Origin of the sequence: Embleya scabrispora (assembly GCF_002024165.1) — a bacterium.
GTDB classification, from domain to species: Bacteria; Actinomycetota; Actinomycetes; order Streptomycetales; family Streptomycetaceae; genus Embleya; species Embleya scabrispora_A.
The window spans coordinates 349,079-363,654 of sequence record NZ_MWQN01000001.1; the positions used below are offsets into that span (position 1 = coordinate 349,079).

Here is a 14,576-nt window from a genome sequence, read left to right on the forward strand (position 1 = left end):
CGGCCCCGGCCCCGGCCCCGCCCGCCTCGGCGCGACCTACGCGCTCAATGCGCGATCCAGCGGGACGCGGAACCTCGGGGTGATGTGGGTGCCCTCCAACCACGAGGCGTGCCGGGCCACTTCCGCCTCGATCGCCTTGGTCGCCTCCGGGTCGAGGTCGACCAGGGCACGCCAGGCGAGGTCGCCGTCGGGGCGGGTGGACCAGCCGCCCACCACGCGGCCGTTCCACCAGACGGTCGGGCCGATGTTGCCCATGCGGTCGAACAGGTGCTCGCGCAGGGCGGGGGTGATGTACCAGTCGCGGGCCTTCCAGCCCATGGGGGTGGAGTCGAGTGCGGGCAGCAGGGCCGCCCAGGGCTCCGGGGCCGGTTCGGGCTCCTCGTCGCCGGGCAGCACCCAGCCGGTCGTGCCGTCGTCGAGCCCCACCTCGACGGCTCGGACCGCGGCCAGGGCATGCCGTACGTCGGCGGCCGTCCAACCCGTCCACCATTTGAGGTCGTCGGCCGTGCCGGGCCCGAACACGGCCAGCCAGCCGCGCACCAACTCGGCCTTCGCCTCGGTTTTTCCGATCTCGGGCAGCGGCGGCATGGTCGTGTAGCGGAAGCGGCTGGAGAGCCACGATCCCTGCGGCTCGGCCCGGACGATCCGGCCCTCGCAGGAGAGGGTGAACAACAACCGCGTGGACACCCCCTGGTTCGCCTCGTACGGCTTGCCCACCGCGACCCGGATCTGGGTGCGCAACAGCGGTACGCGCGCGCCCATTTCGATCGCCGTGGCCTCTCCCGCCTCGGCCAGCGCGGCCACCGTGTCCGCCTCGACCCGCTCCAGCCACGCCTCGTCGTAGCCGCCGGACGCGAGGAATTGCAGCAGCACCCGGCGCTGTGTGACCGCGACCGCGTCGGTGCTGGAGCGCTGGACCACGTGGACGAGTTCGCGCGGGACCACATAGACGGTGCGCCGCATGCCGGGCATCCGCACCAGGCTGCGGTCGGTGTACAACGCCCGCCGGACCTCGGCGACGGACGGTTCGGCCAGGCGCGCACAGGTGGACACGTACACCGTCGCCGGGTCGGTGGCGTGCAGCAGGAGCACGGACCGGACCGCGTCCTCCGCGTGCGCGGCGCGCGCGCCGGCCGCCAGTCGGTGCCGAGTGCCCAAACGCGCTCGTCGCTGGTCGTCGGTGATCCGTGGCAACGCAGAGGTCATGCGCCGACCATAGGGGTCCGGCATGACATGTGGCCGGGAATCGTACGGCGCGGCGATTCCCGATCGCCTTACCGTGACGGGGTCGGGACACGAAAGAATCAGGCGTCGAGTTTTTCCGGTATCACCGCACGTCCGTGTGAAGGAGTCACCATGCCGTCTGCGGGGTCGTCCCGATTCGATTGGCGTCGTCTGACGCTCGCCCGTCGGGCATCGAGCGCGGGAGGTCCGCCCCCACCGAAATCCGGGAACGGTCTGGTGATCGGGGCGGTGATCGTCGGGGTGATCGTGATCCTGGTGTGGTGGGTGGTCTCCAGCGGCGGCGACGACAAGAACGACAAGAAGAAGAACGCGTCGAGCACCGTGTCGCCCGGCGCGTCCGGGTCGGCGAACCCGTCGGCGAGCGGGACTGCCGTGCCCTCGCCCACCTCGACGGTGAAGATGGCGGTGATCGCGCGCCAGGCGATCGGGCTGGAAATACGCGAGAGGCCGGGCAAGGGCAAGACCGTCACCGAGGTGACCGCCGGCACCCAACTGACCGCGACCTGCCGGGCCAAGGGCGTGGCCACCGTCTACGGCTGGCGCGGTGGCAAGAGCGACCAGTGGGTGCTGGTGACCACGAGCCAGGGCGCGGGTTACGCGCCCGAGGCGTGGTTGGAGACCACGGGGTCGGTGAAGGACCTGCTGCCCATGTGCTGACCGTCGGGGCGCCGGTGTGGGCCGGCCGGTGTCGACCGCCGTATGGTCACCGATGCCGGCCGGCCACCGCGCATACGCTCGCGGCCGATCACCCAGGGGGCGACCGGGGTTCGCGCGACCAGCCAGGCGAACCCGGCCGACCCGGTGGCGACCACCGCCACGAGCACGATGGTGTCCACCGCCGGCGACCACGGCAACGCGGCGGCGAATCCGCTCAGTTCCAGCAGTCGCAGGATCATCGGGTGCGCGAGGTAGACGCCGAAGGCCAGTTGCGCCCCCAGCGCGGCGGCCCGACGGCCGGGCACGGGTCGGCGGGCCCGTTCCCAGCGGGTGGCCAGGGCGTACAGCGCGATCACCGCGACCGGGCCCCACAGCAGGCTCACCGGCTGGGTGGCCATCGACGCGGTCGCGGTGTCCCGGCCGCCGGCGACGGTGTGCCGGTACCACAGCCAGGTCAGGGCGAGCATGCCGAGCGTGCCGGCCCAGACCGTCCGGGTGTGCCCGACGATCCACGCGTGGAAGGCGTCCGGGTGCACCGCGGCCAGCGCGCCGGACAGGACGAAGAACCCGTAGGTCGGCAGCATCATCCCGCCGTGCGTCCGGTACCACTCCAGCGGACCGCTCAGCGGCGTGGGATGGAACAGCACCACCAGCGCCGCGAGTTGCACCGCGGCGGCGACCACGAGCAGCGGCAGGTGCCGGCCGGCGGTGACGCGGACCAGCTTGAGGAGGAGCGGGAACAGCACCGCGATCTGGAGCGAGACGAGCAGGAAGTACAGGTGGTACCAGGACCCGCCCCAGACGATGCCGCCGCGCAGATCGCCCAGCGCGCCGGGCAGGTCGTCGCGGATCCGCGCGTGGTCGCCCAGCGCCCAGTAGGCGGTGGACCACAGCAGATACGGCACGCCGAGCAGCTTGAACCGCCGGCGGAGGAAGGCGCCCACGCGCAGCGGCCGGTGGTACGCGCTGTGGAAGAGCACAAAGGTGCTGACGAAGAAGAACACCGCGCGGGTCGCGTGCAGGACCAGTTGGGTGAAGGCGGGGCCCTCGCCGGGGAACGGGTAGGTCACGCCGATGACATGCACCACGATCACGCACAGGAAGGCGATGTCGCGGATCAGGTCGACCCGGTGCAGGTGGGGTCGGCGGCCGGTCGCGGGGGCCTCGGTCGGGCCGGCCGGGTCGGCTGCCGGCCGCGCGTCCGGAGTCGGGCGGTCCGGGGTCGGGTGGTCCGGGGTCGGGTGGTCCGGGACGCACGTCGGCCGGGCGGGTCGGGTGCGCTTGTCGAAGGTGCCGAAGGAGACCGACATCACCGGACACCCGCCCCGACCACGCCCATCCGCTCACCGCCTGCCCGACGTTTGCCCCGGGGCGCGACCGGCGGTCGCGCCCTCCCCACCGGGTGCGAGCCGGATCGAACCGCAGGACGCGGGGTGCCACTACGCGGAAAGTCCATGTAGGCAGCATGGACGTGCTTCATGAGTGAATGATTAAAGCCGTCCGAGGGCGGCCTTGACTTTGCGTCAGGTTCGGGCAAAGCCGCCGACGCGCCGCGAGGACGATCCGCGGCGCGCCGGGATACTCGGCGATGCGTTCGGGCCGTCTCCGGTCAACCGCCCGGGGTCGGATCCGGGACGAACACGGCCCGGTCCCGGTGGAAGGTCATGGTGCCGGCGGTGGAGCCGTCCCAGCCCAGGCCGCCGGGTTCGTAGCGCTTGCTGACGGTGGCCCACCACAGGTTGGACGTCATCACGTGCCCGACCTCGTCGAGATACGCGCGCATCCCCGGCTCCCCGCCGTGCGGGCCGGCCATGATCCGGTCGCGCAGGTCGAGGAACTTGCGTTCGGTGGCGTCGATCAGGCCGCAGATCTTGTTCATCGCCCCTTCGAGATCGAGCCCTTCGGCCTCGCCGAGGTAGTAGACCAGGTTCACCCGGTCGTCCATGACCAGTTCCTTGCGATAGGAGACCAGGTCGTTGATCAGCGTGTAGCCGTCGATCGCGGTGTCGTGGATGGCCACCATGTCGGCGGTCCGGAACGCCTCCTGGGACAGCGCCACGCCGGGCACGCCCTCCTCGGCAAAGCCGAACAACCAGCGCACTCCCAGGCTGTGCCGGCGGTCGTCCATGTACGTGTCGTAGTCGGATATCCCGGCGTCGCGCCAGTTCTCCAACTCGGTGGTGAACCCGTGTGCGAAGTCCTCCATGTAGGAGACGAATCGGATCCAACGCGCGGGCGGCATGCGCTCGCGCAACCAGGAGAAGTCCTCGCGCAGGGGGGTCGAGCCGTCCCCCCAGCCGAGCAGGTCGGCCATGAAGCGGCCGAAGACGTTGCGGGTCGCGAACGAACTGCCGCCCAGGCCCGCCTTGTCCACGAGGCTGTTCTCGATGCCGATCAGATAGTTCATCACCTTGGCGGTGGTCAACGCGAGTTCGTAGTCGGCGTGCGGAACGGACAACGACACCAGCAGTGTTCCGTCCACGTTCTTGTCGATCCGGGCGGCGTCGCCCGCGTATGCGAAGCCGAGGTGGCGGTGGGCCCACCAGCGGGACTCGCGCATCAGCCGGTCCGTTTCCGGATGGAACGTCATCGGCAACAGGTTCGCGAGCTTCGGCAGGTGGAAGCTGATCGGGAGGTCGACGACGGTCGGTGTGCTCACGCCGGGCTCCTTTCGCCGGACTGCGTCGGGGTGTTCCTGCCCCCACCGCGCGATCCGGTGGAACCGGGCGCGGGGGCACGCAGGGCTGAGGGGTACGCCGACCGCGCGCCGGGGGCCCGCGGGCCGCTCGGGCGGCGCGTCCGGGCGGCCAGCCGATTGCCCAGGTGGCCGAGGGCGAGCAGGGTGAAGTGATCGGCCAGGCTGGGGATCACGTACAGGAACGGCCGGGTGCCCAGCATGTCCGGCACCGAGTCGATCCCGCCGTCGGCGCGTTGTGCGCTCAGCAGATACTCGAGGCCACGCGCCGCGGGGCGGGGGTCGCCCTGGCGGCACAGCGCCATCAGCGCGTACGCGGTGCTGATCGCGTCGCTGGGGTCGCCGGGTTGTTGGCCCCAGCCGCCGTCGCGGTTCTGCCCCTCGCGCACCGCGGTCAGTGCCCGCTTGACGGTGGCCCGGTAGGCGTCGGGGCCGCACGCGTCGGTGGCGAGCAGGGCGCGGAAGATCGCGTGGTAGCGGCTGCGGCTCCAGTCCGGGTCGAAGGTGCCGTCGACGTGCTGCGCGGAGGCCAGGAATCGGCGTGCGGCGGTGATGCGTTGCACGTGCCGGGGCGCGCGTACGCTCAGCGCGTTGACCGCGGCCGCGGTCATGCACGCCTCCGAGGGCGCACCCGCGATGTACGTGGGGAACCCGCCGTCGGCACCCTGGTAGGACCACAGGGCGCGTAGGCCGCAGTCGATCGTGCGCCGGTAGCGCAGCGGGTCGGTGGCGTGCAGGAACTCGATCGCCACCGAGGTGTCGTCGACGTCGGCGAGCGCCGCGGCGTCGGTGTACGACCAGCCGCCGTCCATCCCTTGGCGGGCCGCGAGGTGGTCGCCGATGCGGCGGCGGACCTCCATCGGGGCGCCCGACGCGTCCAGCGCGACGCCCGCGGTGACCGCGCACCAGGTGTCCGTGTCGGTCACGAACGGCACCCCGCCGTCCACTCGTTGGTGGGCCAGCGCCTTGGCCACGCCGTTGACCAGCACACCGTCCAGGTGCGGCCGACCGACCAGCGCGTGCAGCACCAGGAGGTGCACGAGCAGATTGCCCTCCCAGACCCCCGACGCCTGCTGGGTGTCCACCAGCATGCCCACCTCGGACGCGTCGATCTTGTCGCCGTGACCGGTCAGATCGGCCGACGCGACCTTGAGCGCGATGGTCTGTACGTGTGCCCACGGGTGCAGGTTCCCGGTGTCGAACGCGCTCGGATCGAACGGACGCCGGAGCGCGCGCCGGGGCGGCCCGAGCAGAGCCAGCACCGTTTCGAGCAGGACCCGCTTGCGCGCGTTCAGGAACGCCGGCGCCTGCTGCAGGAAACGGTCGAGCAGGACGCCCGTATCGTGTTCGGCAACGTCGTCGGGGTGGCGTAAAGCGATCGTCGCGAGCAGCCGATCGAGCGGTTCGGCGCGATCGAGGCGATCGGCGAGGAACCGGGCGACCCGGCGGTGGTGGTCGGATTCGATCCCGGTGCGCTCCAGCAGGCGCAGCAGCAGCGCCGATTCGAGCACGCGGCTGCGGCACGGGCTGCGCACCGCCCCGTCGGGTTGCACCGACTCCGCGACCCTGCGACGCAGCCGCGCGGTGGCCACGGGGAGCTCCGGCACGAACATGTCCGCAGGCCAGCCCGGCATCCGGGTATCTCGCACGCGCATCGGTCAGCGCCTCCCCCATACGTCCTGTCGCAAGCTGTGCCGTTGTGTCGGTAGGGCGCCGAGCGGGGGTTGGGGTGACGCGATCGGGGTACTCGGCGCGGAATGCACGCCCCGGCGGATGAGCGCCCCCCATCGCCCGGTCCGGGTGTGTTCCCAACACGAAATCACCCGAAGGTGTGAATGCGGAAGCCTGTACTCGTTTGTTGTCTGAATTGGTGAGTAATCGCCATCAAATGTGCTGGAAATGAACGGGTATTGACGGCACTTCAGGTGGCCGGGAGCAGTCCCTCGAGCCCGGGAGCGGTCCGGGAGGGTGCGAATTCGACAACGTCGTAGCCGGCCGCGCCCGCCTTGTGGAACGGGTCCTCCGCGAGCACCGCGTCGAGCGCGGCCCGGTCGTCGGCGCGGGCCAGGATCACCCCGCCGGTGCGCGGGACGCGGCGCCCGGAGGCGAGCAGGGTGCCGTCCGCGTAGTACCGGTCGAGCCATTCGAGGTGGCCGGGCATGAGCGCGTCGATGTCCTCGACGGGGACGACGTAGGTCAGCGTGATCACGAACATGGCTCGATCGTAGGGCGTGGCGAGAGGCCGGGTGCGGGCTACCGCGGAAGAGGGTGGCGCGGGATTCGAACGGACGCGGGAGGGGATGTCGGGGCGAGGAGGGGCATATTGCGGGCCATTCCGGGGTGTTTCGACACGGTGGCACCGACTCGGGACGCGGGGTGGAAGTTCCGCGCGGGGAAGGGAATGCCGGGCGGGGGGCGCGGGTTGTAGGGGGCGGTCGGTGAGATCGGTGCCCCCGGGCCCACTCATAGCCACTGCGGACTACCGTTCGGCTGGAGCCGCAGTGAGCCTTTCGCCGCGAGGCGGCCCGTCTCACCGACCGTTGACGCGAGGGCCCCCGTCGGCGTACCGACGGGGGCCCGGGTGTGTTTTCCGGGGCGGTCGACGGGGGCGCACTCGAACTCGGATCCGGGCTCCGGTTCGGTCGGCGCGACGAAGGTCGCGGCCCTCGGCGCCCGGGGCTCGACTTTGGTCGATCGGGATTGGCCGCTCGGCCGTTTCGAAGATCAGGAGGCGTCGATAATGTGACGGTCATGCGCAAGTTCCTGGACATTTTCGGATTGTTCCTGGTCCTCCAGGGCGTCGGTGGGATCGTTCACCACTTCGTCGGTTGGTTCCGGGCCTGGGGGCTACTCGCCCGGCAAGCCTTTTTGCACGGCTATCAGTTGCCGGCGAGCTTCGCCCTGATCGTGCTCGGGTTCGTGGTGTGGGTGCTCGGTGAAACGCTTTTGCCCACCGAGAAGGAGAAGCAGAAAAAGGCATCCTCGAAATCCGCCGTCACGGATGTAGGGCGGAAGAAGGACTGATAAAGGGATCGACTCGCGGGGCGGGTGTGATGCGGTGGGCCGGATGCGGCGGTGTGCGCCGAGGTCGCGGGCGCGGGGACTTCGGGGGAAACGCCTTGTTGGGGCGGGGGTGCGTGGGCCATCCTCGGCGCATGATCATTCCCGAGACCAAGAGTTGGACGTGGGTACTGGACACGTCCTGTCCCGACTGCGGCCTGGACACCCCGGCCGTTCCGCTCGCCCGGATCCCCGCGCTCACCCGCGCGAACGCCGCCGCGTGGCACGAAGTGCTCGTCTCCGGCGGCGACGAGCTGCGGAGCCGGCCGAATCCGGACACATGGTCCCCGCTCGAATACGCGTGCCACGTCCGCGACGTCTTCGTCCTGTTCGACGAGCGGCTGCGGCTGATGTTGACCCGGGACGCCCCGGACTTCGCGAACTGGGACCAGGACGCGACGGCGGTCGAGTCGCGCTACGCCGAGCAGGACCCCGTACGGGTGGCGGCCGATCTCGCGGCGGCGGGCGGCACCTTGGCCGACGCGTTCGCGGCGGTGGCCGACGACCAGTGGTCGCGTACCGGCAACCGCAGCGACGGCACCGTCTTCACGGTGGAGTCCTTCGCCCGCTACTTCATCCACGACCCGGTGCATCACCTGTGGGACGTCACGGGCGTGCGGGCGGATTGAGCGGCCGCTGTCCGCGCGGGCTGTCCGCCTGCGTGCGCGGGGTGGACGGGTTCGCGGGGAGTCGGCGGGTGAGTTCGCGGAGCAGGGCGTCGGCCACCGCGTCGCGGACCGCCGCCTCGGTCGGGGCGGGGCGACCGGCCTCGGCGGCGAGTCGGGCCAGTGAGGTCATCGTCGTGTCCGGGAGCGCACACGCCGTGAAGGTGGTGAACGCGCTCAGGTCGGGGTCGATGTTGAGCGCGAAGCCGTGGCTGCTGACGCCCCGTCGGATCCGCATGCCGATCGACGCGATCTTGCGGTGGTCCGGCGTCCAGATCCCGACCAGGCTCGGCGCACCCGCCGGGGTCTCGCGCCGCACCGCCGGGAAGCCCAGCGCGTCGAGCGCGGCGAGCAGGCCGTTCTCCACCCGGCGCACCAGGTCGCCCGGGCCCAGCGCGCGCACGTTCACCACCAGGTAGCCGATCAGCTGGCCCGGCCCGTGGTAGGTGGCGTGTCCGCCCCGGTCCACCTCGACCAGCGGAATCGGCGAGGCCGAATCCGGCAGGTCCGCGGCGGGGGTGCGGGCGCCGTAGGTGATCACCGGCGGGTGGGTGAGCAGGAACAGCCGGTCCGGCGCGGCGCCCCGCTGCCGCTCGGCGACCCAGCGCGCCATCTCGGTCTGCGCGAACGGGTAGGCGAGTCGACCCAGGTCGACGCGCACCGGTGCGCCGTCCTCGTGTGCCTGCGGCGACGTCGGCATGCGATCCGCCGTATCGATCGACATCCGTGGTCTCCGATCGTTACCGGGTGTGGGCGGGCCGGTCGTCGGCCCGCCGGCGCCAGCGCATCGCGGTCGCGTCGGCCAGGTCGATGAAGTCGGCGTCCGGGAAGACCTCGGTGTAGCGGGCGCGGTACTGCGCGCGGGTGAGGTAGTGGTCGGACATCAGGTGGTCCAGCCAGGCCCTGCCGGTGCGGAAGCGGTACAGCCACCAGGCGTCCCGGACGCGCAGCCGGCGCAGGTCCCGGGCCAGTTCGCGGACCGCGAAGAGCACGTGCTGCCGGCGCGTCGCGGCCGGCTCGGTGGCCACGTCGTCGACCAGGACGAGTTCGCCGCCGGGTCGGACCAGCGACCCGAGATGGGTGAGCGCGGCGGTCAGGTCCGGAAGATGGTGCAGTGTGCCGATGCTCAGGACCAGGTCGAAGCCCTCGGTGTGGTGTACGTCCAGCAGCGAGGCGACTTCGTAGCGGACCCGCTCGTGCGGCCGGCGGACCCGCGCGACCTCGATCAGCGGCGCGCTGACATCGGCGGCCACCACCTCGGTGTAGGAGCCGGCCAGGGCGAGCGCGTGCCGGCCGGAGCCGCACCCGGCGTCCAGGGCACGCTCTCCGGCGAGTTCGAGATCGGCCAGCCACTCGCCGAGGGGGTCGCACAATCCGGCATATCGGTCGTAGTCGCCCGCGAACGCGTCGAACGACCGGGGGTCGGCCTTGAGCAGTTTCGTTGACTTGGTCAAGAATGGCTTGCGTGTCCCGAACCACGTACGGGTTCCGAACCATCCGTGGGCCCCGATCCGATCGCGCACCGCCGACCGGATCCGCGCCCCGAACCACCGACGCGCCGGCGGACGTTCCTCCGCGACCGGTGGGCGCCCGCCCGCCCGATCGGCGACCGGACGCGCCACGCCGATCGTCGGCGCCGGAATCGGATCAGCGCTCTCGGCTACCCCGGTCGCCCGGTCGGACGCCGTGCGACTCGCAGTGCTTCGCCCCTCCATCATGCCGAGGATGACGCCCCCATGTCTTTCGTACTTGTCGACAAGCCCCGCCCCCACGTCACGCTCATCACCCTCAATCGACCGGACCGCATGAACGCCATGGCCTTCGACGTCATGGTCCCCTTCCGTGAGGCTCTGGAAGCGGTGAGTTCCGACAACGATACGCGTGTCGTCATATTGACCGGCGCGGGGAGGGGGTTCTGTTCCGGTGCGGACCTGGAGAATTCCGGACGCATCCCCGGGATCAAGGGTCTGACCCGGACGAGCATCGCGCGCCGCTCGATGGAGATCCTGGACGACGTGATCCTCGGACTGCGCCGGCTGCACCAGCCCGTGATCGGTGCGATCAACGGCCCCGCGATCGGCGGCGGTTTCTGCCTCGCCACCGCCACCGACATCCGAATCGCCTCCGACACGGCGTACTTCAGGGCCGCCGGCATCAACAACGGCCTGACCGCGAGCGAGCTCGGAATCAGCTATTTGCTCCCCCGGGCGATCGGGTCGTCTCGGGCATTCGAGATCATGTTGTCCGGGCGGGACGTGGACGCGACCGAGGCCGAGCGGATCGGACTGGTGTCGCGCGTGGTGCCGGGCGAGAAGTTGCTCGACGACGCGTACCGACTCGCCGAGCGCATCATCGGGTTCAGTCGAGTGGGGGTGGAGGTGACGAAACGGTTGCTGTGGTCGGGCCTGGAGGCCGGCAGCATGCACTCGCACATGGACCACGAGGGGCATGCCCAGTTGTACGTCCGGCTGACGACCGAGAACTTCGAGGAGGCCATCCGGGCTCGCCGGGACGGACGGCGACCGGAGTACCGGGATTGAGGCGGGAGTCGAGGCGGGATCGAGCGCCGAAACGGCGATCCAACCGAGAAGTCGGAGGATGTTCGGCCCAGCGCGGGCGTGTGGTCGACCCCATGTCGATGTCACATGTCGGTAATTGGATGGTGCGGACTTCACACGTTGAGTGAATGTTGAACATGTGTTGACCGGGAACGGGCAAGCTCAGGCTCATAGTGCGGCGGCCCGGTCGGATCCGGCGGGGCCGCCGGGCACACCACGGGGGTGTGAGCGAGAAGCGAGGAGATTTTCCGTGCCACACGGAAGGAACGACGAACTGGCCGCCGTCACGGCACTGCTGCAACGGACGCGCGCCGGTGACGGCGGAGCCGTCGTGCTGCGCGGGGCCGCGGGGACGGGCAAGACGACGCTCCTGGCCGAGGCGGTGTGGGCGGCCAAGGGGATGACCGTTCTGCGTACGAGCGGCCCGCGCGGCGGCGGCGCCCTCCCCTACACCGGACTGCGCCAACTCCTCGCCACGCTGCACCCGCGCATCGGCCGCCTGCCGCACACCAGGGCCCAGGCGCTGCGCACCGCGCTCGGCCTGGCCCCCGGCGCCGCCGACCGCACCGTGGTCGCCGCCGCCGCATGCTCCCTGATCGCCATCGCGGCCCGCGAACAACCGATCCTGGTCCTGGTCGACGACGCCCACTGGCTCGACACGGCCTCGGCCGCGGTGGTGGCGTACATCGCGGCCCGCGCGGAGGGGCTGCCGATCGCGGTGCTGCGCGCCACGCGGGAAGGGGCGGGCGCCGCAACGGAGGGTGCCGAGCCGGGTACGGGAGTCGCCGGGGCGGACGATGCCGCGCGGGCCGGGCTCGCCGAAGCGGACGGACAGCGGTCGGAGCGGGCCGAAGCGGGGGCGCCCGGTGGGGCGTTCCGAATGGGTGCAGCCGAGTGGGTGATCGGCTCGGAGGCACGCGGCGCGGAGAAGGCCGTCGGCGACGACCTCGCCACCACACGAGCGGCCGAGCACGTGGCCGCCGCCGAGTCCGCGGCCGGCCCGGCCGATGCGCGGGATGCGAGCACGGACGAGGCGACTCGTCCGGCCGAGCGGGCGACCGACGACGAATCCACGACCACCCACGACGGGGCCGCCCGGGCCACGTGTGACGCGGGTAGCACGTCCCGAGTGGCGGCGGAGGCCACCCGGGACGAACTGCGCGAGGACGTTCGGCAGTCGAGCCGGGCGGGGCGGGGCGACAGCGTCGGGGCGCGGACCCGTGACCGGGAGGGTGACGCCGAGGCGGGGAACGCGGCCCGGGGGCGCGGCGACGTCCTGACGGGCGCGGGCGACGGGGCGGCGGCGGCCACGGATGGTCGACGGGGCGAATCGGCCGAGGCCGTCGACGGTGATGTGCGGACGGGTCGTCGTACACGGGTCGGGGCCGGCGGTGGGGACGGCGTGTTCGCGGCGTCGTCCGCGCGGCGTACGACGGACGGGTCCCGTCCGGGTGCCGGCTTCGGGGCGAACGAGGCCGCCGAACGGGAGACTTCGCGCTCGGGTTCCGGCGTCGCCGGCCGGTCGGGGCGGGCCACCGGTACCGACGTCTTCTGGGGCGGCGGCCTCGGGGCCGGCACCGACGCGGACGCCCGGAGCACGGGTGGCGGCACCGGTCCCGGGGTCGGGAACGACCACCGGCCCGATTCCGCGCGGGCCACCCGATCCGGCGGCGACCGCGACCACGATCGCGTGACGGCGGGTACCTCTTCCGGGGCGACTGCCCGCAGCGGCGACCGATCGGATGCCGGCCGCGTCGCGAACGGCGGCGGGCCGTCGGCCGGCCTGCCCGAGCAGGCGCGTCGGTTGCTCGCCCTGGCGGCGCTCGAACCGGCCGCCGACCTCGACCAGTTGGCCGTCGCCGGACGGCGCATCGGTATCGGGCGCGGCGCGCGACTCGCACTCCTGCGGGCCGACCTCGTCGACACCACCGAGCACCGGGTGCGCTTTCGCAACGCGTCGGCGCGCGAGGAGGTACGCCGTTCGCTCAGCGCGGCCGAGCGCCGCTCCCTGCACGGAGCACTGGTCTACGCCGCGAGCGGCGCCCTCGCGTACCGGCGGCCCTGGCACCTGGCCGCGCTCGCCACCGGGCCCGACGCCGAGCTCGCCGCGGCTCTGGAGGCCGGCGCGGGCCGTACCCGCCGCGAACTCGGCGCCGGCGCCGCCGCGGCGACGTGGGAGCAGGCCGCTCGGCTCACCGCCGACCGCCCGACCGCCCGCCGCCGCTTCGTCGCCGCCGCGTACGCCGCGTGGGAGGCCGGCTTCCCGGTCCGCGCCCGCACCCTGCTCGACACCGCCGACGCCACCGACGTCGAGGGCGTCGCCGACGAGGGCTCGTCGGCGCACTCCTCCGGTACCGCGATCCGGCTCCGCGCGGCCCTGCGGCATGCGGAAGGGCATCGCTCCGAGGCGGGCGCGCTGCTCCTGGACGCGGCCCACGGTCGCGCCGCGCTTCTGCTCGCCGCCACCGGCGCCGCGTGGGAGGCGGGCGACCGCGCCCGCACCACCGAGGCCCGGACCGCCCTGGCCGCTCTCCCGCTCGCCTCCGACGACCCGCTGCGCACCGTGGTCGCCGCGCTCGGCGCCGACGGCGTCTCCCCCGCGATGGTCGCCCCGGCCACTCGGGCCCGGCTGTACGGCCTGGGCATCGCGCTCTGGGAGGTGACCCCGCTCGCGGTCCACGCCGCGGCGACCGACCAGGCGGCGTACGAGGTCCTGCTGGACGAGGCCGCCGTGCTGCGCACCCACGGCGCCCGGGGCGCACTCGCCGCGGCGCTGATGCCGCTCGCGGTCGCGGGCGCGCTGTCCGGCCGGGCCGTCGAGGCCGAGACCCACGCCGCCGAGGGCCTGCGGCTGGCCCGCTCCACCGGCCAGGGCACGCTGGCCGCCTGGTTCCTGGCCGCGCTGTCCATGGCCGCGACCACCCAGGGCCGCATCGCCGAGGCCCGCGACGGCGCCTGGCAGGCCCTGCGCCTGACCGGCACCCAGGGCCTGACCCCGGTCGGCGCCTACGCCCTGTACGCCCTCGCCGTCGTCGAACGCGCCGAGGGGCGCACCGAGGCCGCCTGCGAACTCCTGGCCACCGCCCTGGCCGCTCCCGCCGGCGCCCTGATGGAGGTCCGCATCCGGGCCGAGTTGGCCACCGCCGGTCCCAACCGCACCGGCCTCGCCGCCCTGCCGCCCCGCCCCGCCCACCCCCAGCTCCCGGGCCTGACCCTGACCGGCCGCATCCCCAGAACCCCGCAACTGGCCGCCGGCAACGGCGCCTGACCCCGCCCCGAACCCGCCCGGCCACCCGGCGGTTCGGCCGGCTCCCGACGCGGGGCCCGTCTAGAGGTGGGCGCTCACGGGCACGCACCGCATCGCGGGGGCACCGCCGGCGCGGGTGATCGAGCGGCACCGGCTCCGGGGCCGCCGGCCGGTGCGGATGTGCGCCGAGGCGGCAGCCCGACCGCGAACAGGGCGCGTCTTCGTCCTCGAAGGCGCTCGGGTCGGCACCCGGAACACCGGCACCGACCGGGCGGGCGGGCGAACGGCCGATGCGGGTCGTCAAGGGGATCGTCGGTCACCGCGCCGCCCTCGGCGCATCCGGTGCGACCACGGGCCGACCGTCCCGCGGCGGCGCGTCCGATGGGCGACCGCCGCCGCTCGGCGACCCGCCGCGCCGACCTCCCACCACGCGGGCGATCCGCTCGTAG

12 protein-coding genes are annotated in these 14,576 nt (G+C 72.7%); 5 read left to right on the forward strand and 7 right to left on the reverse strand.

Features of this window, described 5'->3' with window-relative positions; all coding sequences use genetic code 11:
* Nucleotides 1-36: 36 nt before the first annotated feature.
* Nucleotides 37-1,206: a winged helix DNA-binding domain-containing protein gene (locus B4N89_RS01660; RefSeq protein WP_078974087.1), complete on the reverse strand. Its 1,170-nt coding sequence runs from the start codon at nt 1,204-1,206 to the stop codon at nt 37-39.
* Nucleotides 1,207-1,461: 255 nt separating this feature from the next.
* Between B4N89_RS01660 and B4N89_RS01665 the strand changes: the two genes are divergently transcribed.
* Nucleotides 1,462-1,902, forward strand: a complete 441-nt coding sequence (locus B4N89_RS01665) for a hypothetical protein (protein WP_078974088.1) — start codon at nt 1,462-1,464, stop codon at nt 1,900-1,902.
* On the opposite strand, the gene B4N89_RS01670 is transcribed toward B4N89_RS01665, so the two are convergent.
* The 4 genes from B4N89_RS01670 to B4N89_RS01685 form a co-directional block, all read right to left on the reverse strand.
* Nucleotides 1,839-3,212, reverse strand: a complete 1,374-nt coding sequence (locus B4N89_RS01670) for an acyltransferase (protein WP_078974089.1) — start codon at nt 3,210-3,212, stop codon at nt 1,839-1,841. The two genes, B4N89_RS01665 and B4N89_RS01670, sit on opposite strands and share 64 nt — an antisense overlap.
* Before the next feature lie 299 nt (nt 3,213-3,511).
* Nucleotides 3,512-4,561, reverse strand: coding sequence for a terpene synthase family protein (locus B4N89_RS01675; RefSeq protein WP_078974090.1), 1,050 nt, complete (start codon nt 4,559-4,561; stop codon nt 3,512-3,514).
* On the reverse strand, nt 4,558-6,252 hold the full coding sequence (locus tag B4N89_RS01680) for a prenyltransferase/squalene oxidase repeat-containing protein (RefSeq protein ID WP_101896973.1): 1,695 nt from the start codon (nt 6,250-6,252) through the stop codon (nt 4,558-4,560). Before B4N89_RS01680 ends, B4N89_RS01675 begins: the two co-directional genes overlap by 4 nt.
* A 266-nt stretch (nt 6,253-6,518) precedes the next feature.
* The gene (locus tag B4N89_RS01685) at nt 6,519-6,812 is read right to left on the reverse strand and encodes a YciI family protein (protein ID WP_078979043.1); all 294 of its coding nucleotides are present in this window, start codon (nt 6,810-6,812) and stop codon (nt 6,519-6,521) included.
* A gap of 536 nt (nt 6,813-7,348) precedes the next feature.
* On the opposite strand from B4N89_RS01685, the gene B4N89_RS01690 reads away from it, so the two are divergent.
* Together B4N89_RS01690 and B4N89_RS01695 are read left to right on the forward strand one after the other, a co-directional pair.
* Nucleotides 7,349-7,621: a hypothetical protein gene (locus B4N89_RS01690; RefSeq protein ID WP_143657800.1), complete on the forward strand. Its 273-nt coding sequence runs from the start codon at nt 7,349-7,351 to the stop codon at nt 7,619-7,621.
* A gap of 131 nt (nt 7,622-7,752) precedes the next feature.
* Nucleotides 7,753-8,286 carry a DinB family protein gene (locus B4N89_RS01695; protein WP_078974092.1) on the forward strand — a complete coding sequence of 178 codons (534 nt, stop codon included), beginning with the start codon at nt 7,753-7,755 and terminating at the stop codon, nt 8,284-8,286.
* Here the strand turns inward: B4N89_RS01695 and lipB are convergent.
* Both lipB and B4N89_RS01705 read right to left on the reverse strand, forming a co-directional pair.
* A complete protein-coding gene (gene lipB / locus B4N89_RS01700) occupies nt 8,264-9,046 on the reverse strand; it encodes a lipoyl(octanoyl) transferase LipB (protein ID WP_235618426.1) in 783 nt (260 codons plus the stop codon). The genes B4N89_RS01695 and lipB overlap by 23 nt on opposite strands.
* Nucleotides 9,047-9,062: 16 nt before the next feature.
* Nucleotides 9,063-9,776, reverse strand: coding sequence for a class I SAM-dependent methyltransferase (locus B4N89_RS01705; RefSeq protein ID WP_161500587.1), 714 nt, complete (start codon nt 9,774-9,776; stop codon nt 9,063-9,065).
* 282 nt (nt 9,777-10,058) lie between these two features.
* Here B4N89_RS01705 and B4N89_RS01710 point away from each other — a divergent pair, with 282 nt between their 5' ends.
* The gene (locus tag B4N89_RS01710) at nt 10,059-10,862 is read left to right on the forward strand and encodes an enoyl-CoA hydratase (RefSeq protein ID WP_078974094.1); all 804 of its coding nucleotides are present in this window, start codon (nt 10,059-10,061) and stop codon (nt 10,860-10,862) included.
* Between the two features lie 268 nt (nt 10,863-11,130).
* Nucleotides 11,131-14,148 carry an AAA family ATPase gene (locus B4N89_RS01715; RefSeq protein ID WP_161500588.1) on the forward strand — a complete coding sequence of 1,006 codons (3,018 nt, stop codon included), beginning with the start codon at nt 11,131-11,133 and terminating at the stop codon, nt 14,146-14,148.
* Nucleotides 14,149-14,576: the final 428 nt, after the last annotated feature.